This window comes from Archaeoglobus profundus DSM 5631 (assembly GCF_000025285.1).
GTDB lineage: Archaea > Halobacteriota > Archaeoglobi > Archaeoglobales > Archaeoglobaceae > Archaeoglobus_B > Archaeoglobus_B profundus.
In genome coordinates, this window is the sequence record NC_013741.1 from 1,534,382 (window position 1) to 1,560,622 (window position 26,241).

General features: G+C 42.0%; 29 protein-coding genes and 1 pseudogene. 20 read left to right on the forward strand and 10 right to left on the reverse strand.

The genetic code is table 11. The annotated features are described in order from the left end of the window. Positions 1 to 12: 12 nt before the first annotated feature. Both twy1 and ARCPR_RS09870 read right to left on the reverse strand, forming a co-directional pair. Positions 13 to 891 carry a 4-demethylwyosine synthase TYW1 gene (gene twy1 / locus ARCPR_RS09115; RefSeq protein ID WP_012941205.1) on the reverse strand — a complete coding sequence of 293 codons (879 nt, stop codon included), beginning with the start codon at positions 889 to 891 and terminating at the stop codon, positions 13 to 15. A gap of 86 nt (positions 892 to 977) precedes the next feature. Continuing rightward, on the reverse strand, positions 978 to 1,139 hold the full coding sequence (locus ARCPR_RS09870; RefSeq protein WP_012941206.1) for a hypothetical protein: 162 nt from the start codon (positions 1,137 to 1,139) through the stop codon (positions 978 to 980). A 50-nt stretch (positions 1,140 to 1,189) separates the two neighbouring features. Between ARCPR_RS09870 and ARCPR_RS09935 the strand changes: the two genes are divergently transcribed. From ARCPR_RS09935 to ARCPR_RS09170, 12 genes are all read left to right on the forward strand, one after another. Further along, positions 1,190 to 1,684, forward strand: coding sequence for a hypothetical protein (locus ARCPR_RS09935; protein ID WP_222829539.1), 495 nt, complete (start codon positions 1,190 to 1,192; stop codon positions 1,682 to 1,684). A gap of 73 nt (positions 1,685 to 1,757) precedes the next feature. Then, on the forward strand, positions 1,758 to 2,357 hold the full coding sequence (locus ARCPR_RS09940; RefSeq protein ID WP_245526162.1) for an RNA-guided endonuclease InsQ/TnpB family protein: 600 nt from the start codon (positions 1,758 to 1,760) through the stop codon (positions 2,355 to 2,357). A 396-nt stretch (positions 2,358 to 2,753) separates the two neighbouring features. Continuing rightward, positions 2,754 to 3,794, forward strand: coding sequence for an SPOUT family RNA methylase (locus tag ARCPR_RS09125; protein ID WP_012941207.1), 1,041 nt, complete (start codon positions 2,754 to 2,756; stop codon positions 3,792 to 3,794). A gap of 26 nt (positions 3,795 to 3,820) precedes the next feature. Beyond that, entirely contained in the window at positions 3,821 to 4,471 is a 651-nt protein-coding gene (locus ARCPR_RS09130; protein WP_012941208.1) for a DUF2258 domain-containing protein, read from the forward strand. 290 nt (positions 4,472 to 4,761) lie between these two features. Further along, positions 4,762 to 4,992 carry an AbrB/MazE/SpoVT family DNA-binding domain-containing protein gene (locus tag ARCPR_RS09135; protein ID WP_012941209.1) on the forward strand — a complete coding sequence of 77 codons (231 nt, stop codon included), beginning with the start codon at positions 4,762 to 4,764 and terminating at the stop codon, positions 4,990 to 4,992. Between the two features lie 271 nt (positions 4,993 to 5,263). After that, positions 5,264 to 6,403, forward strand: a complete 1,140-nt coding sequence (locus ARCPR_RS09140) for an RNA-guided endonuclease InsQ/TnpB family protein (protein ID WP_012941211.1) — start codon at positions 5,264 to 5,266, stop codon at positions 6,401 to 6,403. A 52-nt stretch (positions 6,404 to 6,455) separates the two neighbouring features. Then, entirely contained in the window at positions 6,456 to 6,719 is a 264-nt protein-coding gene (locus ARCPR_RS09145; protein ID WP_012941212.1) for a hypothetical protein, read from the forward strand. Between the two features lie 256 nt (positions 6,720 to 6,975). Then, the gene (locus tag ARCPR_RS09875; RefSeq protein ID WP_012941213.1) at positions 6,976 to 9,759 is read left to right on the forward strand and encodes a PGF-CTERM sorting domain-containing protein; all 2,784 of its coding nucleotides are present in this window, start codon (positions 6,976 to 6,978) and stop codon (positions 9,757 to 9,759) included. Positions 9,760 to 9,909: 150 nt separating this feature from the next. Next, positions 9,910 to 10,236, forward strand: a complete 327-nt coding sequence (locus tag ARCPR_RS09155; RefSeq protein ID WP_012941214.1) for a nascent polypeptide-associated complex protein — start codon at positions 9,910 to 9,912, stop codon at positions 10,234 to 10,236. Beyond that, positions 10,233 to 10,973, forward strand: a complete 741-nt coding sequence (locus ARCPR_RS09160) for a tRNA (adenine-N1)-methyltransferase (RefSeq protein WP_012941215.1) — start codon at positions 10,233 to 10,235, stop codon at positions 10,971 to 10,973. Before ARCPR_RS09155 ends, ARCPR_RS09160 begins: the two co-directional genes overlap by 4 nt. 24 nt (positions 10,974 to 10,997) lie before the next feature. Then, positions 10,998 to 11,834, forward strand: a complete 837-nt coding sequence (locus tag ARCPR_RS09165) for a DMT family transporter (protein ID WP_012941216.1) — start codon at positions 10,998 to 11,000, stop codon at positions 11,832 to 11,834. A gap of 23 nt (positions 11,835 to 11,857) precedes the next feature. Further along, positions 11,858 to 12,583 carry a DUF7839 domain-containing protein gene (locus tag ARCPR_RS09170; protein WP_012941217.1) on the forward strand — a complete coding sequence of 242 codons (726 nt, stop codon included), beginning with the start codon at positions 11,858 to 11,860 and terminating at the stop codon, positions 12,581 to 12,583. On the opposite strand, the gene ARCPR_RS09175 is transcribed toward ARCPR_RS09170, so the two are convergent. From ARCPR_RS09175 to ARCPR_RS09190, 4 genes are read right to left on the reverse strand one after another with little or no spacing between them, the layout of a single operon-like run. Then, positions 12,575 to 12,862, reverse strand: coding sequence for a hypothetical protein (locus tag ARCPR_RS09175; RefSeq protein ID WP_012941218.1), 288 nt, complete (start codon positions 12,860 to 12,862; stop codon positions 12,575 to 12,577). The two genes, ARCPR_RS09170 and ARCPR_RS09175, sit on opposite strands and share 9 nt — an antisense overlap. Further along, positions 12,859 to 13,179 carry a hypothetical protein gene (locus ARCPR_RS09180; RefSeq protein WP_012941219.1) on the reverse strand — a complete coding sequence of 107 codons (321 nt, stop codon included), beginning with the start codon at positions 13,177 to 13,179 and terminating at the stop codon, positions 12,859 to 12,861. The genes ARCPR_RS09175 and ARCPR_RS09180 overlap by 4 nt, the downstream gene beginning before the upstream one ends. Before the next feature lies 1 nt (position 13,180). Further along, complete coding sequence (locus tag ARCPR_RS09185; protein ID WP_012941220.1) at positions 13,181 to 13,846, reverse strand: succinate dehydrogenase iron-sulfur subunit; 666 nt, start codon at positions 13,844 to 13,846, stop codon at positions 13,181 to 13,183. A 9-nt stretch (positions 13,847 to 13,855) separates the two neighbouring features. Next, entirely contained in the window at positions 13,856 to 15,553 is a 1,698-nt protein-coding gene (locus ARCPR_RS09190; RefSeq protein ID WP_048084662.1) for a succinate dehydrogenase/fumarate reductase flavoprotein subunit, read from the reverse strand. 152 nt (positions 15,554 to 15,705) lie between these two features. Between ARCPR_RS09190 and ARCPR_RS09195 the strand changes: the two genes are divergently transcribed. The 6 genes from ARCPR_RS09195 to ARCPR_RS09220 are packed head-to-tail and all read left to right on the forward strand — an operon-like array spanning position 15,706 to position 21,728. After that, positions 15,706 to 17,079, forward strand: coding sequence for an ABC transporter substrate-binding protein (locus ARCPR_RS09195; RefSeq protein WP_012941222.1), 1,374 nt, complete (start codon positions 15,706 to 15,708; stop codon positions 17,077 to 17,079). Positions 17,080 to 17,111: 32 nt separating this feature from the next. Continuing rightward, on the forward strand, positions 17,112 to 17,969 hold the full coding sequence (locus tag ARCPR_RS09200; RefSeq protein ID WP_012941223.1) for a branched-chain amino acid ABC transporter permease: 858 nt from the start codon (positions 17,112 to 17,114) through the stop codon (positions 17,967 to 17,969). Continuing rightward, complete coding sequence (locus ARCPR_RS09205) at positions 17,966 to 18,931, forward strand: branched-chain amino acid ABC transporter permease (RefSeq protein WP_012941224.1); 966 nt, start codon at positions 17,966 to 17,968, stop codon at positions 18,929 to 18,931. Before ARCPR_RS09200 ends, ARCPR_RS09205 begins: the two co-directional genes overlap by 4 nt. Further along, positions 18,928 to 19,671 (forward strand): ABC transporter ATP-binding protein, encoded by a 744-nt coding sequence (locus ARCPR_RS09210; protein ID WP_012941225.1) that lies wholly within the window; start codon positions 18,928 to 18,930, stop codon positions 19,669 to 19,671. The genes ARCPR_RS09205 and ARCPR_RS09210 overlap by 4 nt, the downstream gene beginning before the upstream one ends. Positions 19,672 to 19,676: 5 nt before the next feature. Then, entirely contained in the window at positions 19,677 to 20,387 is a 711-nt protein-coding gene (locus tag ARCPR_RS09215) for an ABC transporter ATP-binding protein (protein ID WP_012941226.1), read from the forward strand. Between the two features lie 54 nt (positions 20,388 to 20,441). Next, positions 20,442 to 21,728: an NAD(P)-dependent malic enzyme gene (locus tag ARCPR_RS09220; RefSeq protein ID WP_012941227.1), complete on the forward strand. Its 1,287-nt coding sequence runs from the start codon at positions 20,442 to 20,444 to the stop codon at positions 21,726 to 21,728. Here ARCPR_RS09220 and ARCPR_RS10230 read toward each other — a convergent pair. Further along, positions 21,725 to 22,222 carry a deoxyuridine 5'-triphosphate nucleotidohydrolase gene (locus ARCPR_RS10230; protein WP_048084985.1) on the reverse strand — a complete coding sequence of 166 codons (498 nt, stop codon included), beginning with the start codon at positions 22,220 to 22,222 and terminating at the stop codon, positions 21,725 to 21,727. The two genes, ARCPR_RS09220 and ARCPR_RS10230, sit on opposite strands and share 4 nt — an antisense overlap. Positions 22,223 to 22,225: 3 nt before the next feature. Then, a pseudogene (gene tsaA, locus ARCPR_RS10235) lies at positions 22,226 to 22,699 on the reverse strand (tRNA (N6-threonylcarbamoyladenosine(37)-N6)-methyltransferase TrmO); the annotation flags it as partial. On the opposite strand from tsaA, the gene cyaB reads away from it, so the two are divergent. Together cyaB and ARCPR_RS09235 are read left to right on the forward strand one after the other, a co-directional pair. Further along, positions 22,592 to 23,098, forward strand: a complete 507-nt coding sequence (gene cyaB / locus ARCPR_RS09230) for a class IV adenylate cyclase (RefSeq protein WP_012941229.1) — start codon at positions 22,592 to 22,594, stop codon at positions 23,096 to 23,098. The pseudogene tsaA and the gene cyaB sit on opposite strands and share 108 nt — an antisense overlap. Before the next feature lie 24 nt (positions 23,099 to 23,122). Continuing rightward, positions 23,123 to 24,223, forward strand: a complete 1,101-nt coding sequence (locus tag ARCPR_RS09235) for a radical SAM protein (protein ID WP_012941230.1) — start codon at positions 23,123 to 23,125, stop codon at positions 24,221 to 24,223. Here ARCPR_RS09235 and ARCPR_RS09240 read toward each other — a convergent pair. Continuing rightward, positions 24,216 to 25,184 carry a glycosyltransferase gene (locus ARCPR_RS09240; protein ID WP_012941231.1) on the reverse strand — a complete coding sequence of 323 codons (969 nt, stop codon included), beginning with the start codon at positions 25,182 to 25,184 and terminating at the stop codon, positions 24,216 to 24,218. The genes ARCPR_RS09235 and ARCPR_RS09240 overlap by 8 nt on opposite strands. Beyond that, the gene (locus tag ARCPR_RS09245; protein ID WP_012941232.1) at positions 25,181 to 26,182 is read right to left on the reverse strand and encodes an RNA-guided pseudouridylation complex pseudouridine synthase subunit Cbf5; all 1,002 of its coding nucleotides are present in this window, start codon (positions 26,180 to 26,182) and stop codon (positions 25,181 to 25,183) included. Before ARCPR_RS09245 ends, ARCPR_RS09240 begins: the two co-directional genes overlap by 4 nt. Positions 26,183 to 26,241: the final 59 nt, after the last annotated feature.

Here is a 26,241-nt window from a genome sequence, read left to right on the forward strand (position 1 = left end):
AAGTATTTAAACCTACCTTTCAAGTAGAACAACTCTGCTAACAACAGATTCATTCTTAATTTGATAGCCGGTAAGCTTCGAAATTTCTTCAGCAAACGTCTTCACATCACTGTGTTCTGGCATAGCCTCTCTGGGTAGTCTCAACCTCGAATAGCCCAGATACATGTAAGCTTTGACCTCTATAAAGTCGGGCTGAGCCAAGTTAACAAGAGGAGCGAACTTTTCGGGGAAGTCGTTGTATCCCTTTATCACGGTAATTCTTAAAACCGTTCTGCAATCCTTATTCGCTAAAATCTTTAAGGATTTCAAAATGTTCTCCCAGAAGTTTTTGATAGGTCTGTTTAGCTTTATGTGACTCTCGGAGTCCCAAGCTGTTAAGCTTACGTAGAGCTGGGTGGGTTCAATTTTTTCAATCATTTCCGGATTTGTTCCGTTCGAAACTACAAATACGCTACCCCACTTCTTGTAAATGTCTACGAGTTCTGGTAAGTATGGATACAGGGTAGGTTCTCCTATAAGACTTACGGCAAACTGATTGGGATTTTGAGCCTCTTCAAGCTTTCTTCTATTTACATCTGGATTTCCCCAGAAACCGCTAAGCTGTTTCCTGTGGGCTTTTATACTCTCTTCAGCAATGAACTCTGGTGAATCCCAACCTTCCACATCTCTGAGTAATTCGAGGGGTCTCCAGCAGTGAACACAGTGCTGATTGCAGATTAAGGCTGGAGTCATCTGAAGACAGCGATGAGATTGAATACCGTAAAACTTCTGCTTGTAGCAAACACCCTCATCTTTTAACGACTTCTTGAGCCAGAAGCATGGCTTTACTGCGGAATGCCTTCCAACTATCGCGTATCCCTTCAAATCTTTTAGCAACTTCTTCGGGATCATATCACTGTAAGTAATGACTTTGTGAATATTACAGTTGTGAATCAGAAGCCCTGCGAAGCGGTAACAATTTTCGTAGGGATTGATAGTTAGTGAATTTTGGTGCCATGCTTTTCCAACCATAAGATCATAGCTTCCTCGACTGCTTCGCTTAATGCACCTTTTTTATTACCCTTAACCTCCACAACTTTCATTCTGAAGAGTTTACCGATTTCCTCTCTTACGGTGACATTGAATCTCATCTCACTCATAAACACTACTGCACGATAAAGTTTATAAGCTTTTACATCCAACTGCTATTGTGGAAGTGATAAAAAGTTACAGTGTTCCAATGACTGCACCGAAAGATTTGGTGGAGGGATACTTCAAGCTGAGAAAAGTTGCATTAGAAGAAATATTCAAGCACGTTATGTATTCTAAGGCTGGAAAAGCACACTTAAAGTTTGATAAAGGCAAGAGAAAAGCATTGAGAGATAAACTGCTAAGGAACTGGAGATTTGCCAAGCACTACGTAGATTCAGCGATTAATTCTGTTGTGGGATTGGTGAAGGGATGGATTCAGTTGTATAATAGAGGTAAAGCAAAATCTAAACCTGAAATAACCAAAAAGTCAGTCTACGTTAAAACCACACTGTTCTCAGTTAAGAATGGCAAAATTAGGATTACGATAGAGCCCAGAAAGAGATATCTCGAAGTAGATCTAACTAAATTCAATTACTTGCCGAAGGATTACGATTCAATCGGTGGATTAATACTACAGGAGAATAGATTAATTATTACACAAGAAGAAAGTTGAGCCGATAAAGCCAAGGGATTATGCATCTTTTGACGTTAACTTAACGAATATCACGGGATTAATCAAAGGGAGAATTGTCAGATTCGATTTGAAGGAGCTTTACCACATCCACAGAGTTTACGAGGAAAAGAGAAGAAGAATTCAAAAACTAAGCAAAACAAAACCAAAAACTGCTAAAAAGCTTGTGCAGAAGTATTCTAAAAGAGAAAGAAATCGTTCGAGAGATTTGATGCACAAAATAACAACTACAGTTGCAAGAGAACTCGCATCGATAAAGCATGGTGCAATCTTAGAAGATCTTAGAAACATCAAGGAGAGAATCCTTAATGGTAGCAAAGACTTAAACCGTAAGCTCTCTAAGTGGAATTGTAGAACTTTCCAGTTCATGCTCGAATACAAGTTAAAATGGTTCGGCTTGCCTGTCAAATACGTCAACCCTTCAAATTCATCTAAAACCTGTCCCGTCTGTTCAGGCAGATTATCTGCCTATCGGGGCAGGTTGATGAAATGTAAGTGTGGACTCGTCCTTGATAGAGACGTTATCGCTTGCCTCAACCTTCGGATGTGGGGCTCCGGGGTTACCCCGAAGGGGGACGAGCCCTTGAAGGTTTCATCCTTCAAGGGTGATGTGTCTCAAAGCCTACATAGGCTTACTAATGCCTATGTAGGCTGAACCCCCTTTACTGAATGGTGAAGAAACACTCCCGTTCTCTCCTTAAGGTGGTTTATGGAATAGAATATAATTCAACCACCCTGAAAAGTTCTTCTTTGCCATTAAGATTCATTAAGAGGCCTTCACTCTGAGCAGCGTGCCACCACATCTCGGGCAGAGGCTTGTAGCTTTTTTCTCGTTCAACAAATAGACTCTACGATTTGCACCTATATTCCCTAGGAGTCCTCCTCCATTATTATTGTATTGTTGCAAATCAGAAGCCCTGCCTCTCATCATCACCGCTCAGGAGGGGAGTGTTTCTTCACAATTCTGTAAAGGGCACGTTCATCATCACGGCTCAATCCCCGTAAGCTTCATCATCGAAACTGAATTTAGCACACCGCTAAAATACTTTTCATGTTGCTCGTTAAAACCTTAAGGGGAATGGAGTACATTGCAGCTGATCATATAAGGGAAAAATTGGGAGATGTTAAGCTGGAGATAAGACCTTCAGGTTTCTTGGGATTGATCATAGTTCACTCCGACGAAATCGAGAAGATCAAAGACATTCCAGAGATAGAGACGATAATTCCGATTAAGATAGTCTGCAAGGCTGATGTGGATGATATAGTTTCCAAGGCGGAGGAAATAGTTAAGGTTGCTGGAGAATTCAAGAGTTTTGCAATAAGAACTAAGAAGAGGGGTAAGAAACACAGCTTTACAAGTGCAGATATAAACATAAGGCTCGGAGCCAAAATTAAGGAGCTTACGAATGCGGAAGTCGATTTGGAGTTTCCAGAGAAAGCTATCTACGTTGAAATAATTGGCGACAACGCATACATAGGTGTTATTGAGGGTAAGGAAGAAAGGAGGAAGTACACGCCAGAGAAGGTAGATTCGAGAAAACTACTCAGCAAGATATCTCTCGTTCAGATGCCCTACTTGGAAGACATATCTGCCGCGAAGGAGATGGGTGAGAAGATAGGAAGGTCTGCACAGGCTTTTGAAGTTAAAGAGTTGGTAATAGCTCCCTTCGGCTATGTGAATGCTTACGAGCTCGAAGCTTTCATAAGGGGTGTTAGAAGGGGGCAGTTCTCCAGACTGGAAATTCAGAAAAAGGCTTACGCAAGAGAGGTCAGGGAAGTGCCAGTTTATGTGCAGGATCTCTATCAGACTGCAAGGGACAAGAGGAGGAAGAATAACATCTTAATAGTGACAGATCCCGTTGGAAAGCAGATTAAGGATGTCAAGGATGATTTGAAAAGAGATTTGAAGTATGCGGATGAGGTCGTGGTTTTCATGGGGAGCAGGCAGGGGATTCCGAAAGGTATCTTTAGGTTGGCAGATTACGTCATAGATTTGGCACCTTACATAACCTTTGCAACCGAACATGCGATTCCAGCAAGTATAATAGCTCTGATAAGCGTTTACGAGGAAGTGGAGGAGTCGACAGATTGATATATTTCCGAATCATATATTTTAACATGGCCGAGATGAGATTGAATACTGGATTGGTCATAGTCGGTGCTTATGCAGATAAGGTCAGAAGAACACTCTTTGCCCAATTGAAGGACAAGATTAAGGCTAAGGAGATAGATTCCAAGATGGTTGCAAAGGCTGCAGGAGATTTGAACAAGCTACTCTACGAGATATTTGTGAACAGGCTTAAGCTGGATAAGGGCGATGTAGTAAGGATAGTTGTGGATTATGACGTTAGAGATGGTGAGGTCGTTTGGGATCTAGACTCTCTAAAGATAGAAGTTTTCAAGAGAATACCAGAAGAAGAGTATGCCGAAATCGTTAGGGAGAGCGTTAAGAGAATTGAGGAGCTTGAGGAGGTTGAAGAGGTTAGAATGAGAATTGAAAGAGTAGGTAAGACCGATTTGGGCGATGTTGTTTATGAGGTAAGGGTTGGGGATGAGAAGGTAGGAGCTTTGGTTCTAACTCCATTAAATGGGGAAGGTATAGTTAGAGGTGCTTTGTTAAGGCCGAATCCAGTTATTATAGAGAGGGTTAAGGTTAGCATGGAGAACTTGGAGGAAGAGCTTTTGAAGGTCGTTGAGGAGAAGGGAAGAGTTACAGAGGAGGAAGAAGCTAGAAGGATTATTGAGGATATAGAAAGGATGAAGGCTTAACTGAATTGATTTATCATTCATTCCTCTTCCGCAGATGCATCCCATAAACATCATGAACGAGATTATGTGAAAGGGTAAGCAATATCTTGCAAAACTTCTCGTAAACTGTTTTTCTCCCTATCATCGTACACTACATGAGCATTTACGACGCTATAAGCTTTTAGGAGTTCTTTTTAAGTCCTTAGAATATTCCTTAGTAGTTTAGATGACTAATTCAGCAAGGCACATTTCAAAAATGTACTGGAGATTTATCTGAAATATACATATATCCGAAGAATTAAGTAATTCTGATGATTGGTAAAGTCGGAAAGAAAGGCGAGATATATGTGCCGAAAAAAGTCAGAAAAGAAGCCAATCTGAATCCTGGAGACGAAGTGCTGGTAGAAGTTAAAGGTAAGGAACTAATAATCAAGAAGAAAGAAAGCATTGTGGACGTGCTAATGGACGAAGCAGTTGCAAAAGTCTCACTCGATGAGATGCGGTCTATAAGAGAGAAAGTCCGCAAATTGCTGGAAATATGAAGGAGATTTTTCTCGATACCACGTACGTAATGCCTTTCTTCTATATGGACATAGACGTTAAAGGCTTTTCAAGGAAAAAGTACGCTGAACTGATTCGAAAATTCGATAGAATACATTTGACTGACCTCCTCCCCGCACTGAAGTGCGAGGGTTCCCCATAGGGGAACTCCCCATTACGGGGTTGGTTGGTGTCATCGGGTTGGGTCAGAGCAACCCTCTATATGGGAGTTGCACGACAAGATTTATAAATCTTTTGGTAGTTAGCCGTAATATGGAACTTACGCTTAAGATGAAAGTTAGAGAAAAGACGAAGTGGAAAATTCAAGCTCTAAGGGATGCAATGGATTCGTTTAGGCAAGCAGTCAATGACTGGATAGATGTAGCTTGGAAACACAAGATTACGGACAGAACATTACACTCTTTAGCTTATAAAAAGTTAAGAGAAAAGTATCCTAATTTGTATTCGAATTCATTGCAAGATGCAATGAATTGGGCTATACAGATTGTCAAGACAGAACTGAAAGTCAATCCAGACGTGAAGCCGAAATTCGATTCGTTCATGATTTCGTTCAAGAATGTTGATTTTAAATTTGAAAACGACGGTTTCGTTATACCGTTAAACGGTAAAAGGGTTTACGTTCCAGTCTACGTTCCCAAAAAGTATTATAAGTGGTTAGTCAATGGAAAATTTGGTCGCTTATACTTCAAGGAAGAAGACGGAGAAATTTACGCCTACTTGACGGTTAAAGTAGAAGACAAACCTGCCTACGAACCGAAATTGTGGTTTGGTGTAGATTTGGGTGTTCAAAACCTTGTAGTAGTTGCGGATAATAAGGGTAGAGAGGTTCTAAGGTTTGATGGAGAAACTGTTAACCACTATAAAGAATTGTTAGAGAAGGAAAGAGCGAGAAGGCAGAGAAGACAGATGAAATATCTGAATAACAGAAAATTTAGATTGGGTAGTAAACACAGAAATTTCTCCAAATACATTAACCATATCATAGCTAAGGAAATCGTTAGAAAGGCTAAAGAATATCAAGCTTGTATAGTTTTAGAAAAGCTTAGAGGAGTAAAGAGGAGAAGTGCAAAGATGCCTAAATGGGTTAGAAAATTGCTTCACAGATGGAGCTACCACGATTTAATCCAGAAGATAAAGTATAAGGCTAAGCTCGAAGGTGTTCCAGTAATAGAGGTCTCCCCAAGAAATACGTCAAAAACTTGCTCAGAATGTGGTTACGTCTATAAGCGTTTCAAAAATCAGAGATTGTTTCATTGTCCCAACTGTGGCTTAATTATCGATAGAGATTTAAACGCTTCAACCAATATTGCAAGAAAAGGAATGAAAGAATTTAATAAGCGGGCTTTCCTCCCCGCCTTAAAAGGCGAGGCTTCCAGCCCGCAAAGACGGTGAGATCTCAATCTTCGAGGCTAAGGTTAAATCCCTTCAAATTAAGAGCAAAGATGTGTTGGAGAAGTTTAACAAGGGACTTTCAATTCTTAGATCGGATAGAAGGGTTAGAATACACGGGTTTAACGATAGACACGATCGAGCTTTGAACAGCATGCTAAACTTAATAGACGATTTAAATATTATAGATCTAATCATAGTATCGCAGGCAAAAGACGTCGGTATTCTTTTGACCGAAGACCGTGCAATCCACAAGCATAAAGATGAAATTGACTTGAACGTACTTAACTGGAAATCTTTCGTTAAATCCTTCGAATGAATGAGTAATTCAACAGTGCCCTGTCGAACAAATATCTGAGCCGTATCAAAGCAATTCAGCAATAAACTTCGTCAATTGACTGATTAAGATTAAAGGATTTCATAAGTATTGATAGCAAAAAGCTTAAATATGGTCTGGGTTTTATAAAGTGAAGGTGACGGCGGGGCTTAGCCTAAACCATATCCCGCCGTCAAAAACCGTAGGGTTTAAATATGGACGGAGGAAAGAAAGTTTTGGTTTCGGGAGGTAGAGAGGTATGAGTAGGGTAGGATTGAAAATCGGTTTAGTGACTGCAGTACTACTACTGATTGTGGTAGCTTCAGCGTCCGCACAACAATGTACTATAGAGGGAACATCGGTAGACAAGGTCATAACAAGTAATGTCACTGCAGCAGTGACAATGAAGCTTTATGATATCGATAAGTTGTTTAACTGCACAAATTACTATGTAGCTCAGTATGATTACGGTGACACTATAAAGATCCTATTGTCGGGCCTCGATGCGGATAATACAACAACATTTAAGATAGTAGACAATGCTACAGGTGATGCCAAATACATAACAAGCTTCCAAGCAGCAAGTAAAGAGCTGATAATTGACACAAGTCAACTTTATCCAGGAGATTTCTACATAGTAGTTATGTACACGTATGAACTGATAAATACAAGTAATAGTTCAACTATGAAAGAATTCAATGTTCCATTGTATTTAAGACTGTACACCGCGAAACCTGAAATTCACATTGCAATCGAAAACGAAAGAGTGCCTATAGTGAAAGGTGATAACATTGTAGCAAAGGTAAAGGTGTATGGCACAGGTTTACCGGAAGATGTATACGTAAAGATATCGGGTCCAATATCCTACGAAGTATTATATTGGAACGGCAGCGGATTTAACACATCTAGAGAGAATATCAAAGGTAAATTTGTCAGCAGTAGAGAAGAGACCTTAGTCATACCTACTGAGCCTCTGTTTACCAAGTACAACGGTACGGAAGGAACATACACACTAACAGTAGAGGTGTTAGGTGAAACTGAATCTGTAGACTTTGAGATAAGGGGTATTACGATAACGTTCGATATGCCCACCACTACAACACTCGGAACAGAGATAAAGCTTAAGGGTTATGTAAACATAGCCGAGACGAACAGTACTGAAGATAATGGTACACCAAACATGGTTTATGTAGGAATATGGTTACCAAACGGTAGCTTCGTAAGACCAGATGGATCATTGATGTCAGGAGTTGAAGAAGTTAATGAGAAGAATTACACAAGAGTCTGTAAAGTTGATACAGATGGGTCATGGGAGAACGACAGCAAGGTATATCTCGACCCAACGTGGGGTACAGGAAGTTATAAGGTGATGGCCTTCGCAGTTGTTACGGATAAAATAAACGACTCCGAAACGATATATATAAGCGTAGAAGAACCTACAATAGAGTTCAAGATGGACAAGACGACATATGCAAGGGGAGAAGACATTAAGTTCAAAGGTGTTGCAACTGCAAGGAAGGGAACCGTGATAGAGCTCTGGTGCGATCAGGGATGGGACAAGCTACTTAGAGAGCCTTTAACTGAGAAAATCGAAGTATCTGTTGGTTCTGATGGAAAATGGGAGACCAACAAGTATCACATAAAATACGATGCTGCTAAAACAACGTACACGATCCATGCAAGAATCAAAGGTACAGACTACGAAGATGTAATTACAATCAGTGTTGAGAAAGCTCCGCTCGTTGCTGAGATTAGTAGAACTTCTGCACCGAGAGGTGCGGACATTGTAATAAGCGGTACTACTACGATGGATTATGTATTCATCTATACAGACGACTACCCAGTCCTTGACAATGTCGGTGAACTCTGGTCTGACAGCAAGGCATTTAATCCAGACGAAGTGGCAAAGGATCCGAGATACAAGTACTATAAGCTCAAGGTGACAGATGAAAAGTTTAGCGTCCAGCTAACCGTAAATGAGTCTGCTGACACTGGTACATATACAATATATGTGATTGCTCCAGCTAACGAGTCATGGATTAATCCAGCAGAAGATGCTATGGTGCAACTGAGCTTGACGGTCACAGAATTTGGATTCCTCACAATTCCAACAGAGATCAAAATGGTACGTGGAGATACTATTGATGTATACGTACAAGTCAATGCAGACCCAGACGATGTAATCGTCAAAGCTGAATTCACTGGGCAGGGTGTAAAAGTTAAAGAGGACAAGCTCGTATTTACAAAGTACAACGAATCCAACGGCACTGGATGGCTATATGCTACACTGTATCCGTTCTACAATGACACGCTGGACAAACTTGTAGATGAAGGTAAGCCAACCGAACTGCTTAGACCAGGAGTATACACGTTAACGCTCCACATGTACAATAAAGAAACTAACGAAGAGATAAGTGAGGCAGAAACTGCAGTACCAGTAGTAGTTGAACCACTCGAGCTAAACGTCAATGTCCCAGAAGAGGTGGTCAAGGGCGATCCCATAGTGGTTAAAATCGAAACCAACAGAAAGAGCACAAAGATCTACGATTACATATACGTAGTGCTTGACTTAGGTGTTAAGAAGATGAAGTATTCAAGAGTGGCCTTGGACAACGAAGGTAAGGCAGAAGTCGAAATTCCAACAGCTGGCATTGACCCAGGTACCTACAAGCTCTATGTGAGAGATGCAATGCATACACTCGATCCAAAGGGAAGAGATATAGAAGATTGGTACGACATATCACCGACAGATGCTTACGCTAAGGACTACTATGCAGATGACGACGTCCTATGGGTCGGAGAGGTCAAGATACTTGAAACTGCACCTGTCACTACAACTGTAACACCAACACCAACAACACCGACTCCAACTCCGACAACACCAACGCCAACACCAACAACACCGACTCCAACTCCGACAACCACAACACCAACACCAACAACACCGCCACCGACAACCACAACACCAACACCGGGCTTCGAGGCAGTGTTCGCAATAGCAGGACTCTTAGCGATTGCCTACCTGCTGAGAAGAAGACAGTAAACTTAAATTTTTTCTCTTTTTTATTAATTAATTTTTCAGAGTCAACTTAAAATTAAAAGCTCAACGTTTTGATGAAGATTAAATAATCTCAATTTTGATAGTTGACGAAATCTATCGAAGACTTTATTACTCTCAAAGCTAAGCTGAAATATGCTTCCGATGAACATCCAGCAAATGAAGAAGATGATGAAGCAGATGGGAATAAATATAGAGGAAATCAACGCCATTGAGGTTATCATTAGAACTCCCAATGAGGAACTTATTTTCAAGAATCCGAGCGTTACCAAGGTTTCTGGGAGAGGTATGGAGGTTTTTCAAGTTATAGGTAGCTACGAAGTTGTTAAAAAGGTGGAGATTAGTGAAGAGGATGTCAAGCTGATAATGGAACAGGCGAATGTCGACGAAGAAACCGCTCGAAAAGCTCTAATAGAGGCAAACGGCGATTTAGCTGAAGCTTTGATGAAGTTGCAGAAATGAAACCTCCAGTTATTTTGGCAAGGGGAAAGCATACGTTCCTTGTTGAAAAGCTTGAAGGAACTCTGCACACTCACGACGGTATAATAAACTTAGAGGAACTAAAGGATAAGAACTTTGGGGATGAGGTTGAAACGCATTTGGGTGTTAAGTACAAGATTCTTCCCTACAGAGCTGTAGATTTCTTCAAGCACTTCAAAAGATCAGCGACACCTATAATGCCAAAGGATATTGGCGCTATAATAGCGTACACTGGTTTAAGTCCAGATTCTCTCATACTCGATGCGGGAACTGGAACTGGAATGATTGCAGCTTATATGGCATACTTCAACAAGTACGGTGAGGTTGTTACGGTGGAGAAACGAAAGGAGTTTGCAAAGGTGGCAAGGGAAAACTTCAAGCTTGCAGGATTAAAAAATATCCACCAAATTGTAGGTGATGTTCTTTTCGTAGCTGAAGGCTTTAAGAGGGAGTTCGATCTCATAATTTTGGATATGAAGGATGATGTAAAGTTCATTCCCAAGGCTTACGAGATTCTAAACTATGGAGGGTTTTTAGTCGTTTACAACCCCTACATCGAAGATACAAGAAATGTTTATTATAAAATGATAAAAATTGGATTTAGAAACGTTGAGAGCTTTGAAATCCTAAAAATAGATTACGAGCACAAGAGGGTTGGAACTAGACCCCTTACAAGGGTTTGGCATACCGGTTTTCTCGTTATAGGTAGAAAGATTTAATGTCCCAAATTGACTGCTCTCGAAATGTATCCCCTACTCCTGCTCGTATCCCTAACTTGGGCGGGATCGTTTATAGCAATCAAGATAGCTTTGAATTACTTAGACCCCTGCAACCTTGCATTTTACAGATTCCTCATAGCAACTCCGATAATGTTAATTTTGTTCAGACCGAATCTAAAAATCAGGTTAAAAGATCTTCCAAGCTTGATAATACTTGGATTGTCCGGCGTTACTCTCCTCTACGTCGTCCAATTCACAGCTTTGGAGTTGACTACAGCAACGAAGGCTTCAATACTCATAAACACAAGTGTAATATTTACGGCAATCCTCTCGCATATCTTTCTGAGAGAGGGTATGAACGTTAGAAAGATCCTCGGAATATTGATAGCCTTTCTCGGAGTCTTCCTCGTCGTTTCCAATGGACAGATAAACTTTACACCAAATTTGGGAGATCTCTTAATGATATTTGATGGCCTTCTATGGGCAATCTACACAGTTTTGGGAAAGGCAATGCTAAAAAGCTATAGGGTGGAACATCTAACAACTTACGCCTTTGCACTGGGAACAGCAATGCTCTTCCCCTTCGCACTCTCCAAAGGTTTGGCTAATCCGTTTGAGATGTCACTTGGTGCAATCCTCTCTCTTTTATACCTCTCCATACTATGTTCAGTATTCGCATATTTGGCTTGGTACTACGCTTTGAAAGCCTTACCTGCAACGAACGTTGCGGTCTTTACGTACTTGATTCCCCTTTTCACAGCATTGCTTGCCTACGTATTGCTAAAGGAGGAGATCACAATGTTTACGGCTTTGGGTGGAATACTGATAGTACTTGGAGTCTACTTTGTCGAAAGGGATTAATTTTCCCAATTAGATTTTGCTAAATGGAAGCTTTGACAAAGAGAAAAGATACAGTCAAGTTACTCATACTATCTTTACTTTTGAATGGGTTGAATCAGAGAGAAATTGCTAGGAGACTCGGCTTGACTCCGCAGGCAATTTCAGAGTACTTCAAAGAACTGAGTTCTGAAGGGTTCGTAAAGAACTATGAGATAACTGAGAAGGGCCTGAGATGGCTTATAGAGAGGATCTATGAAATTCATGTATGGTCCGAAAACATACTCAAAAATCTCTATTCGGAAAAGGTTGTTGCCATAGCAGTCGGGAGGGTTAGAAAGGGCGATAAGGTGAGATACTGGTTCGATACGGGTTTGATCTACTGCAAAGTCAGCGAAGACTACAACGCTGTAGCTCTAACTGATGGTGAAAATGAGGAAATCTTGATAAAGCCTATTGCGTTTAAGCCGCCCGAAAGAGGTAAGGTGACTGTTTTCGTTGTTCCTGATGTAACTCTCGGAGGAAGTAAAGCTGTGGACGTTCAAAAAATTTCCGAGCTTGCGGAAAATAAAGTAGTCGTTGCTCTGGGCGTTGAAGCCCTTGTAGCTTGTAGAAAGGCAAGTTTAAATCCCGTATTCTTCGGAGCTAAATGTTGCTGCGTTGAAGCAGTCCATCACGGCTGTGATGTTCTTGTCGTCTGTGCACAGTCTCTGTTGAACGACCTGATACAAACGCTTATTGACGAAGGTATCGAATACAAAATATTAAAATAGGCTGTAAAGTCCGTAAGCAACTGCAACAACCATAACTACATAAAATATTCTACTCCATTTAAATCCGTATTCTTCGGATATAACTTTCAGTCCGTTGAATGCGTGGAAAACCACGATTAGCAGGAAGATAACGTAGAAGACCTTTAAGCTCATTAGTCTCTGCAAGACTTCCTCGTAAGCCAAGCTCCCAGTTATGTGCGTTACGACGAAGTGGTATGTTACAAAGAGTACAAGTGCTATCCCCGTGAGAAGCTGAAGCAACCAGCTCAAACCCTTCATCCGATCACCTCCAAGCAGACGAATACCCAGATTATCAGCGTTATTATGGGTGTTGCATAAAGCAGAGCTTTTCTGTACCTGTAAAGTAGTCCAAACTCATGAAGTATTAGTCTAATTCCGTTCACTCCGTGATAAATTCCGACTAGGAACAGTAGTAAATCAAGCGGTAGAAACTCTTTGGATAGAGTAATCTTAATCAGATTTGCATATTCTCCGGTCTTTACTGTCCCTATGAAAACGAGATGTATGCAGAGGTAAATCGCTAAGATTACACCCGTTATCCTGTGCAGGTAAAATGCCACAGTATTCAGACTCATGTTACCACCTCATAGAGTGTTTCAAAACTTCAAGTCTTAACTTCTGAATGATCTCTGCTGGATTTAGATTCTTGGGACAGACTTCACTGCATTCAGAAACAAAGTGGCAGTGCCAGATGTAGTCGCTCAAAATCTTCAGCCTCTCTTCTTTACCCTCATCTCTGCTATCCTCATTGAACCTGTAAGCTATGACAATCGGAGCCGGCCCTAAGGTGCTCTTGGCTACGGGACATGCAGATATACATGAACCGCACTTAGTGCAAAGCGTGTATATGTAGTACTTTTTCAGCTGTTCTGGCGTTTGCCTTATCTCTCCATCAGATTCTCTTATCAAGTAAGGCTTGACAGTTTTAATCCTGTTGAAGAATCCTGCAAAGTCTGTTACCAAGTCCTTTATCACGTTGAAGTTTCTCAGAGGCTCAATTTTCACACTCTTACCCAGAGATGAAACCTGCGTTTCGCAAGCCAATCTAGGTTTTCCGTTTATAACCATCGCACAACTCCCACAGATCCCCATTCTGCAGGAGGCTCTGAAGGCTAGGGAGCCGTCTATATTCTCTTTAATGTAGTAGAGAGCCTCGAGAACTGTCATACCTTTCCTCACTGGAACCTCGAACTCGTCCCAATAAAATCTCTTTCCATCAAACCTTTTTATTCTGAATTTCATGCAATCACCTCAGTACTTTCTTTCAACAGGCTTCCATTTGGTGATCGTAACAGGTATGTAATCAACTTTAACTCCATCGGATGTCTTGTAGGCTAGGGAATGCTTCAGCCAGTTTTTATCATCTCTTTCTGGATAATCCAACCTGTAATGGGCACCTCTACTTTCCTGTCGCAGGAGAGCACAATATGCAACCACTTCAGCCAAATCAAGCATGTATCCTAGCTCTATGGTTGAGATTAGGTCGGTGTTAAAGCCTTTTGATTTATCAACAATTTCCACATTCCTATACCTTTCTTTGAGCTCTTTTATCTTTCTCACAGCCTCTTTCATTCCCCTTTCCTCTCTGAATATCCACAGGTTTTTATCCATAGTCTCGTTTAACTCCTTCTTAATCCTGTATGGACTTTCGTCTCCACTTCTTCCGAGCATCTCATCGAACAGCCTTTTCTCCTCTTTCAGATACTCTTCTCTGCTAACGCTTTTGAAATCTACCTTAGAAGCGTACTCTAAAGCTTTTTCACCTGCAATCCTTCCGAAAACAAGGCATTCGGCAGTTGAATTTGCCCCTAACCTATTTGCACCATGAATACTCACGCAGGCACATTCTCCGCAGGCAAACAAACCCTTTATCGGTGTTTCGCAGTTCACGTTAACGTGAATACCACCCATGGTGTAGTGCGCAACTGGTCTTACAGGAATCGGCTCTTCAACTGGATCTATGCCGACGAACTTCTTACACATGTCCCTTATTAAAGGTAATCTTTCCTCTATCTTCTCTTCACCCAAATGCCTTAGGTCTAGGGCTATGTAAGGGCCGTTTTCGCTTTCAAAACCTCTTCCCTCTATTATTTCCTTCCACATAGCTCTCGCAACAACATCTCTTGGAGCGAGCTCCATCCTCTCTGGAGCATACTTTTTCATGAATCTCTCTCCCTCTTTATTGATGAGATATCCCCCTTCTCCTCTACAAGCTTCAGTTATTAGTATTCCTGAAGGCACTAGACCAGTTGGGTGGAACTGGAAGAACTCCATATCCTTCAAGGGTACCCCACATCTGTAAGCGATGGCCATTCCGTCTCCAGTGACTGTATGACTGTACGTAGTGAATCCGTATAGCCTTCCAGCTCCGCCAGTCGCTATAACAACAGCCTTTGCCTCAAACACTATCAAATCTCCATTCTTCATGTCCACTGCTGTCAAACCTTTCACTCTTCCATCTTCAACAATCAGGTTGGTTGTGAAGAATTCGTTGTAGAAGTGGACGTTTTCGTAAACGTGCAATCTCTCGTAGAGTGTGTGAACCTCATGAAAACCCGTTCTGTCCATCGCAAACGTTGCTCTTGGGAAGGAGTGTCCCCCGAAAGGTCTCTGTGCTATTCTGCCGTCTTCAGTTCTGCTCCAAGGACATCCCCATCTATCTAAAGCGTAGATTTCCTTAGGACATTCTCTTACAAAGATTTCTACAGCATCTTGGTCAGCCAGAAAGTCCGAACCCTTTACAGTATCCCAAGCATGGAGATCAAAATTATCCTCTGGCTGTAGAACCGCTGCAGTCCCTCCTTCAGCGCAAACGCTGTGACACCTTATAGGATAAGTCTTTGATATTAGTGCGACCGATGCTTCTTTACTCTTTTCTGCAATAGCAATCGCGCACCTCATTCCGGCCAATCCCGTTCCCACAATAACGATATCGTGTTGAACTTTCATAGCTCCATTGGGTTCGGTCGCTCCATATTTAAATTTAGTCAGTTTGGTTCGAGCTAATTTGACACTGACTATCAATGTCAATCTTTTTAGTAACATTTATAACTACAGCTTCGATTACGAAAGATCATTGAAAACTGATTGAGGTGGTGGTAATGAAAAGAGCCTTTTGCGTGGCTATGGTAGCGTTACTGCTGCTGACACCGACAGTTTTGGCGAAAGACGCGATAATAATCGGATTTACGATGTCTCAGACTGGTAAGTATAACTCTGAATCGAAAGAACAGTATCAAGGCTTAAAGCTTTGGGCTGACGATGTAAACGCTCAGGGTGGAATATATGTTAAGTCTTTGGATAAAAAGCTCCCAGTCAAACTCGTCTTCTACGACGATGAGAGTAGCAAGGATAGGGTTCAGCAGTTGTATGCTAAGCTTATAACTGAGGATAATGCTGACTTCCTAATCAGTCCGTACAGCAGTGGTTTGACTGCTTCCGCCGCAATCATAGCTGAGCAGTACGGTAAGATCATGATAGCAACTGGAGCTGCTTCAGACAGCATATTCAACAAGGGTTACAAGCATATATTCCAAGTTTACACACCAGCGAGCAGATACCTCACTGGAGCTATAGACATGCTCAAAGCGGCCGATCCAAATGCTAAGAGAGTAGCGATTGTGTACGAGAACAGTAAGTTTGCAAAGGATGTGTGTACAGCAGTTAAGGAGTACGCCGAGGAGAATGGCTTTGACGTCGTATTATTTGAGCCCTATTCCTCTGGAACGACAGACTTCACATCGTTCATAAACAAGATTCTTGCATCGAATCCTGATGCTATAATTGGAGGTGGACACTTCGCCGATGGAGAGAACTTTGCAAAGCAGTTGTACGAGAAGAGAGTAAAGGTCAAGTTAATATCTCTGCTTGTCGCTCCAGCTGTTCCAGAGTTTGCAGAAATAGGTGATGCGGCACTTTACGTAACAGGTCCTTCTCAGTGGGAGCCACAGGCTAAATACAGTAAGGAAATAGCTGAGAAGCTTGGAGTGGAGTGGTACGGGCCTACCGTTGAACAGTTTGTTGAACAGTACAAGAGTGCTTACGGATACGAACCGGGATACCATGCCGCTGGTGGATATGTCGCTGGATTGATCTTGCAGAAGGCAATAGAAGATGCAGGAACGCTTGATACTGAAAAGGTCAAAGAGGCACTTGAAAAAATGGATATAATGACGTTCTACGGTAGAATAAGCTTTGATACTGGAGAATACTATGGCAGGCAAAAGGGACACGAAATGGTCTATCTGCAGTGGCAGAAGAAGAATGGCGAGCTTATAAAGGAGGTAGTCTGGCCAGAGGAGGCAAAGTCAGCAGATCTCGTGTATCCTCTCTACATTAAGTTCGAGGAAGGTCCAACAGAGGCAGGAACCGAAGTAGTGGAAACAACAGTTACAGAGAAGACCCCCGGTTTTGAGCTTGTATTCGCAGTAGCTGGATTATGTGCAACTTACATTCTGAGAAGAAAAGTCATTTAAATTTTTAATTTTTATTTTAGGAGGTGATATTCTTGATAGACATTTGGATAGATTGCTTGATAAGTGGGATTCTCTTGGGGCTTGTTTACGGTCTTGCTGCGATAGGTTTGAACCTCATATTCGGTGTTATGCGTGTCATAAACCTTTCTCACGGTGCCTTTATAGCCTTGGGTATGTTTGTCGCGTATTACCTTTTCACGTATGGCTTGAACCCCTATTTGGGAGTTCCAGCTATCTTTGGATTGGGGCTGTTTTTGGGTATGGTTACATACTTTGTAGCTCTGCATAGAGTTATAGATGCTCCTGAGCTTTCTACACTCCTTTCAACCTTTAGCGTTAGCTTATTCATAATTGGTGTTGGTACATTCGTCTGGACGACAATACCATATGCCATAGACATAGATCTGGGTTATGTAGCGATAGGCAACGTAACAATACTCGGAACAAAGGTAGCTACTGGCGTAATATCTGTAATACTTACAGCATTACTTTACATATTCCTTTACAGAACAAAACTTGGCAAGGCTGTTAGAGCCGTGTCGATGAACAGAACTGCGGCAGAGCTCATGGGTATTAACACAACAAAAATCCTAGCACTAAGCTTCGGAATAGGTGTTGCTTTGGCAATGACTGCTGGAGCGCTTATAGCGACCATATTTCCATTCACAATCTTGTCCGGTGGAGTTTACGAGTTGAAGAGCTTCGTCATATGTGTCTTGGGTGGTTTGGGTAACCCCCTAGGTGCCCTTGTTGGAGGTCTTGTGCTGGGCATTATTGAAAACGTCGCAACTATGCAGATTACTACGGGTTTAGTTCCATTCATAGAGTTTGCAATACTCGTAGCGGTGCTCGTGCTGAAACCTAGAGGATTGTTGGGGGGTGAAGTATGAGGAAACCAACAATTTCGCTGATCTGGGTTGTAGCAGTCATAATCGCGATGGGTCTACTACCGGTAGTAACGAAAAGCGTAACTCTCAGAGAGACCGTATTCATCATGCTAATGTACATAGCACTTGCATCAAGCTTGAACATACTGCTGGGTTATACTGGCTATGTAAGCTTTGGACACATTGTCTTCTACGGTATAGGAGGCTACGTCGCAATATCTCTGATAGAGTACTACGGCTTCAGTATAATTCCAGCGATGATTATCGGTGGACTGTTTTCGGCTATCATAGCTTACGCATTGGGTCAGGCTATATTGAAGCTTAGAGGTGCTTACTTTGCAATAGCGACGATAGGAGTCAACGAAGCTATTAAGGCACTTGTTGAAAATTTAGAGCCTATAGGCGGTGCTGAAGGTATATATCTCCATATAGATGTATACAATCCCTACGGAGGTCCAGAAAATGCCATATGGCTGTCCTACTACCTCATGCTTGTAGTTACGTTGGCAGTTGTGGTTGTGAGCTGGTACGTTAAGAAGTCAAAGTTTGGACTTGGACTTTTAGCTATAAGAGAGGACGAGGACGCAGCAATATCTCTGGGTGTCGATACAAGATCGTACAAATCCTTAGCCTACGCACTTTCAGCATTCTTCCCGGGTATGGTAGGAGCAATATTCTTCTTTAAGAATGGAAACATAGAACCTGGAGTGGCCTTCCACCTTACAAAATCGGTAGAGATGATATTCATGGTAATGCTCGGTGGATTCGGTACCATTGCAGGGCCATTCATAGGCGCTGTAGCTTACGAAAGAATTAGGGGTTACCTCCTCGTCAGTGAGGCCTTCAAGAACCTTCACATGGCAATCTCGGGTGTCATACTTCTCTTGATTGTCCTCTTCATGCCTAGGGGTATTGTCGGATTTATATGCGACAAATTACCCAAGTTAAGGAGGTATCTGGAATGATACTCAAAGTTGAAGGAGTCACCAAGAGATTTGGAGGTTTGGTCGCCCTTGACAACGTGAGCTTTGAGGTTAAGAGAAAGGAAATAGTTGGTATCATAGGCCCGAACGGCGCTGGAAAAACCACACTGTTCAACGTAATATCTGGTGTGTATAAGCCGGAGGAGGGAAGAGTGATATTCAATGGTAAAGATATAACAGGGTTGCCTCCGTTCAAGATTGCGAGATTGGGTATAGCGAGGACTTTTCAGATAGTCAAGCCGTTGAGTGAGTTGAGTGTTAAGGAGAACGTAATGGTTGGTGCGTGCTTTGGAAAAGAATATATGGACTTAGAATCGGCAGAGAAAATAGCTGATGATGTTTTAAAGCTTGTGAAACTCAATGAAAAGGCTGATTTGCCAGCAGGAAAGCTCAACGTACCTGAGAAAAAGAGACTTGAGCTTGCAAGGGCCTTAGCCTCTAAGCCTGACCTTCTGCTTCTGGATGAGGTTTTGGCGGGATTGAATCCCGCTGAGGTGTCCGAGATGATCGAAATTATTAGAGACATCAGAGACAGCGGAATTACCATACTGATGATAGAGCACCTCATGCATGCGATAATGAACGTATCTGATAGAGTGATAGTCCTTGACTACGGAAAGAAAATAGCTGAGGGTAAACCAGAGGATGTTGCCAATGATCCGAAAGTTATAGAGGCCTATCTTGGAGATCCTGAACTAGTCCTTCAACTTCTTAGGAGGTGATAAGCTTGCCCATCCTCGAAGCGAGAGAGATCGAAGCTGGATACGGTGAGGTGCAGGTACTCTGGGGTGTAACAGTTAAGGTTGAGAAGGGAAGTCTAACAGCTCTGATTGGCTCTAACGGAAGTGGAAAAACTACACTCTTGAGAGCCATTATGGGTTTAGTTCCAGTTTGGAAGGGTAACGTTATTTTCAACGGCCAAGATGTCACCAAGCTATCTACTCATTCAAGAGTTGAACTTGGAATGGTTATGGTTCCCGAAGGTAGGATGATCTTTCCCAACATGACCGTACTTGAGAATTTGGAGATGGGTGCGTACACTAAGAGAGCTGAGGATCATTTTGAGGACCAACTGGAATTTGTTTTTAATCTCTTCCCGAGATTGAAAGAGAGATTAAATCAAAAAGCTGGAACAATGAGCGGTGGAGAACAACAGATGCTTGCAATCGCAAGAGCGCTAATGAGCGTCCCTGAAGTGCTCATATTGGATGAACCGAGTTTAGGACTTTCACCGAAGTTAACTCTTGAAATCTTTCAGACAATAAGAAAGCTAAAGGATGAAGGAGTGACAATGCTTCTAGTTGAACAAAATGTACATCTCAGCTTGGCTATAGCCGATTACGCTTATGTGATGGCTGAGGGAAAAATTAAGATAGAGGGGAAGGCCGAAGAACTTGAAAAGTCAGAAGATATCAAGAAGGCTTACTTGGGGATATAATGGAAAACCTCTTATTCTTTTAAACTGAATTAACTTTTCACTGGAGGTGATCGTTTGAAAGTTTCGAAGCCGTTGGCTTGGCATAGGTTCTACAGGGGAAAGATAGAGGTACTGCCGAAATGCGCGATAAGAGACTTGGACGACTTTGCTGTTTATTATACACCGGGTGTTGCTGAGCCTTGCTTGAAGATAAAGGATGACCCAGATACTGCATACGAGTATACATCGAAATGGAATATGGTAGCCGTAGTTACAGACGGTTCTAGGGTTTTGGGGTTGGGAAACATTGGAGCTTTGGCATCTCTACCAGTCATGGAAGGTAAAGCTCTACTTTTCAAGTATCTGGGTGGTGTCGATGCATTTCCACTGCCCGTTGATGAACAGGATCCCGATAGATTCATAGAAATTGTAAAGAAGATTTCTCCCGCCTTTGGAGGCATAAACCTCGAAGACATATCGACGCCGAAGTGTTTCTACATTCTCGAAAAACTGAGAAGTGAGTTAGACATCCCCGTATGGCACGATGACCAGCAAGGAACGGCTACAGCAATTTTGGCGGGATTAATAAATGCTCTTAAGCTTGTAGGTAAAAGGATAGAGGATGTTAAGATTGCAGTTGTCGGTGTCGGAGCTTCTAACACTGCAACCGTGAGGTTGCTTGAAAAGTTCGGCGCAAGGCCTGAGAGCATGTTCCTTGTAGACAGCAAGGGAATACTTGGAAAGCATAGAGAAGATTTAAAGGGCACTTACAAGTGGGAGTTCTGCTTGAAGACGAACGCTGAAGGAAGAGTTGGGGGAATTAAGGAGGCTTTGAAAGGCGTTGACGTTGTAATCGCTGCGAGCAGACCCGGACCGGGCGTAATAAAGCCAGAGTGGATTAAGGAGATGGCTGAAAACCCAATAGTCTTCGCATTGGCAAATCCAGTTCCCGAAATACTTCCGGATGAGGCCAAAAAGGCTGGAGCTAAAATAGTAGCCACTGGGAGGAGTGACTTTCCTAATCAGGTCAACAACTCTCTTGTATTCCCAGCAGTCTTTAGAGGCGTTTTGACAGTCAGAGCTAGGACTATAACGGATGAAATGACTATTGAAGCTGCAAAAGCTTTAGCAAAGTTTGCAGAGCCAAAACTGAGTGAGGATTACATAGTTCCCCGTATGACTGAAAGCGATGTATTTCCAGAAGTAGCTACCGCTGTAGCTTTAAAGGCTATAGAACAGGGTGTTGCGAGGCTGAAAATGAGCAGAGATGAGATTTACAGAGAGTGCAAGGAGTTAATTGAGAGTGCTCAGGAAAAGATAAGGAAGTTGATGGAACTCGGATTCATAAAACAGCCACCTTAAACATTTTCAAACTGATAGCTACCGCTGTAAGGCTTTGTTCTTTCAGCCAACTTTATGAAAACTAACTGAACTATCCTTGCATTCCTCTTCAACCATATTCCATCGTTGTAAACTACCAACCCCACCTCACTTCTCCCGCTATACCCAGCATCCCAAACGGCTGTAAGAATGTTTGCACCGCACCTTATCAATGTCGATCGAGGTCTCGCTAAAGCCATCAGATCGTTTGGCATGTTTATTCTTTCGTTAAGAATGACCTTGTAGAATCCCTTCTGCAAGAACAACCAATCATCTTCGAAAGGAATTTCCTCAACTTCCGGAATCTCCTTCTCTCTAAATCCGACCTTCCCAGTCCCTTTGATCCTAAGAACGCTTCTCAAGGTGCAATCAAATCCGTTTGGTTGAATCTGAACGTCAAGATCGATGTAATCCTCAATGAGTTTATCGTAGAGAATTCTCTTCCTTATCTGTTCTCCACTTAAAACGGAGCCAATGCAATCGTATATTTCAGCGTAGGGCTTTATGTCTATAATAGGTGTTCCTACAAAAGCATCTAAGTAATCGAGATAAATTCTCCTACCATCAATCTTCTTTATCGTAGCAGAACTCATACCTATCCTGTTTGGTCTGTTCGGAGAGCGAGTGGAGAAAACACCTCTTATAACACTCTTATCTCCGTGCGGATGTGCTTTCAAAGCCTCTTTAGCCTTGTGGAGGTAGTAGAGGATCCAGATGTGAGTACCCTCTTCAAGACCTTCCAAACCTTCCTCGTAATCTGGTAAAATCTCAATTACGTTCTCTTCAACTACGTATCCGATTGGTTTTATCTCCATAAGATTAGTAAACTGAACGAAATTTAAATCATGGAGGTTGAAGTCAAGTTTAGGCTTGAAGAGAATGTTAAAAGAAAGATTGAAGAAGTTGCAGAGTTCGTCTGCGAGGTTTGTGAAAGGGACATCTACTTCAACCATCCTTGCAGAGATTTCTTAGAGACTGATGAAGCTTTGAGGGTTAGAAAATCTGAGAAGGTTTTCTTGACGTACAAGGGTCCGAAAATCGATAGGGAAACCAAGACGAGAGAGGAGATAGAAGTTGAGATAAGCGATTTTGATAAAGCCGTAGAAATTATGAAAAAGCTGGGTTTTAAACCAGTAGCTGAAGTCTTCAAAGTTAGAAGAATATACAGAATGGGGGATGCAACAATCTGCATAGATAACGTCAAAGATTTGGGTGGGTTTGTCGAGATAGAAATAAAGAGTGAGAACGTTGAAGAAGCTAAGAGGTTAGTCTTCAAGATTGCGGATAAATTCGGTTTAAGGAATCCAATAACGAAATCTTACTTGGAGATGCTTCTTGAGAATAAACGTTAACTTTTGTTGAGGAAATTAATCATCATGTGGAATCTGAGACCTGACGCAATAGCGGTTTGGAAGAATCCAGTTGTTAGGGAGAGGCTTAGCTGGTACTACAAGGTTATGAACGATGATATGCCCGCCAAGTTCATTATATGTAAGAAGATTCACGTTGATTACGATAAGGACGCTGATCTGAAAGAGCTTTGGAAGATTCACGATGAGAAATCTAAGGTATTTAACGAATTCTTAGAAGCTGTCAAGGATGGAAAGATTGACATCGAAAAGATTCCAGATGCAAGCCCAAATTTCTTGGATTTGAAGGTGGATATAGCTTATAGAATTCTCGAAAGTTGCGAATTCTGTGAGAGAAAGTGCGGAGTTAACAGGGCTAAAGGAGAGGTAGGTGTTTGTGGTGTTAAGTGGCCAAACGTCCACAGCTACTTCCACCACTACGGTGAAGAAGCTCCTCTAGTTCCAAGCGGGACGATATTCTACGGCGGATGTAACTTCAAATGTGTATTTTGCCAGAATCACGACATAAGTCAGGAGTATCCAAATGATGGAGAGGTTGTCGATGCAAAAAAACTCGCTTCGATACAGGAGGAGTTGAGGTTAACTGGTGCAAGGAACATAAACCACGTCGGAGGTGATCCAACTCCAAATCTCCACGTAATACTCGAGAGCTTCAAGTATTTGAACGTGAACGTTCCACAGCTTTGGAACAGCAACATGTACTGTAGCGTTGAGACTATGAAGCTTTTGAGAGAGGTTATAGACATATGGTTACCCGACTTGAAGTACGGAAATGACAGATGTGCTGAGAGACTCAGCTTGGTTAAGAACTACTGGAGTGTCGTTACAAGAAACATAAAGTGGGCTCACGATTGGAGTGATATAATCATAAGACATCTAGTCCTACCAAACCACTTGGAATGTTGCACAAAACCCGTGCTTAAGTGGATTGCGGAAAACTGCCCAAGAGCTTTGGTCAACATAATGGAGCAGTACAGACCACTCTTCAAGGTTTTGAAGTATCCTGAAAAGTATAAGGATATAGCCAGAAGGCCTACGATAGAGGAAATGGAAGAAGCTTATAAGTATGCAAGGGATTTGGGCATAGTTTACGAGCCTGTCAGCTGATCTGTTCAAACCTCTCTACGGGCTTCCATTCAACTCTTTTTCCGATCAAGAACTTGACTATTGAATAAATCGATGCGGTTTGTAAAACCGTTACATGAATGAGCAACCCGACGAAACCCTTCGAAGCTTCCTTAAACCCTATCTTGTGGATCATGTACGGCAATCCTAACGGTAGAAGTGGTAAAAATAAGGATACGACATAAGTTAAAGTTAACGAGGAAATCCAAGAGGTTATAAAACCCCAATTCTTCGTTTTTAAAACATCCTTAAAGTATCTCCAAAGTTGCAATCCCCCGTAGTACCATCTGCACCTCTGATTGAATATATCCTTCCAACTCATAGGAGCTTGCTCAAAAAGCTTACCTTCAACGAGCAAAGCCCTGTAACCTAAGCAGTGCATTCTTGTAGCAAAATCGGCATCCTCAGCTACCGCTTCTTCATTCAAACGATACTTCGAAATTAGATCAAACCTCACTACACCTATCAACCCGTTGAACTGCTTGAACTTGGTTCTCTTGAGTAGAAAGTTTATCAGATGGTATTCGAGCCACACCGTCTTTGAAGGCAGATTTATGGGATTGTAAACGTATCTCCTGGTTGAAGCTAAATAAGCCTTCTCATCATTCTCTAAGGCGTAAACACAGTTTTTAACGAAGTCTACACTCGGATTAGAATCTACGTCGAATATGACGAGGTATTTAGGATTAAAATCCTTTAAAAATTCGATACCGTCGTTTATTGCACCAGCCCTTTTACCTCTATTGCTGTTTCTAACCAAAACGTCTACTCCAGCCTTCTTAAGGAAATCAACTCTTTCGTCGTTAGGATTCTTTTTATCTACGACGTAAACAATCTTAACTTCGAAACCTTTCAAGTCCAACTTTTTTAACCTCTCGACAGATTTCGAAACAGTTTCAAGGGGTTCGAAAGGTGAGACGGGAATCAATATTGCGATCCTCATCTCTTCCAAGCTCTCGGATAAACTCCCCTCTCCATTATAACTCTCGTAACGTCTACAACTACACCCCTGTTTGTCCTCAAAATCTCCTCCGCATCCATAGTTGCCACTCCCAGAGCTACAAGCTCTCCTTTAAGTGTGAATATTGCAACTCTCCTACCCTTTTTAACTGTTCTTTCGATGTAACAAACCCCTCTTGCAGTTAAATCCGCACCGTGGCATATTGCATCCACGGCGGTATCCTTTATAATTACCTTCGGAATGTCCGTAACAGCTAACTCCATCGGCTTTATTATTTGCCTTAGATACTTCTCTTCTCCCTCCTCTTTCCAAAAGACATATGCGTCAAGTAAGTCTTGAAGGGTGTAGCACAGGTCTTCGGTGAATATTCCCGTTCTCGTCCTTCTAAGCTCCTGCATATGCGCTCCACACCCCAAAACCTCTCCTATGTCCGTGCAAAGCTTTCTTATGTAAGTTCCTGCTTCCGTTGTTACCTTAAATAGGACATCTCTACCGTCTATTTCAAGAATCTCGATCTTTTTAACCTCTCTAATTCTCAAACGCTTCTTTACAGCAGATTTCAGTGGGGGTCTCTGGTATATCTTCCCTTCGAACATCTTCATTACCCTTACAATATCCTCCCTTCTTACGTCTCCGTGCAACCTCATTAAACAAACGTACTCCTTCTCAGAACCTTGAAGGATGTGCACTAACTTTGTAGCCTGCTCTATCATTATCGGTAAAACTCCAGTAACTCTCGGATCGAGAGTTCCCGTATGCCCTGTTTTCTCAACTTCAAGAATTCTTCTAACCCAAACAACGACTTCGTGACTACTTGGACCCATCGGTTTGTCTATGCAGACGAAACCCTTCTTTATGTAATCTTCCATGGGTCGCTTGAACGGATTACATCCGTACTTTTCATCAGTTTCTCCCTCCTCTTTAACGTAAAACCTCTCCTCAAAATCCTTCTGCTCTTTCAGGCTTTTAACGACTTGCATCGCTCGAAATTGAGTGGTTGTGTTTAAATCATTTCGGAAGCCTTATATGTTTGAGTTCA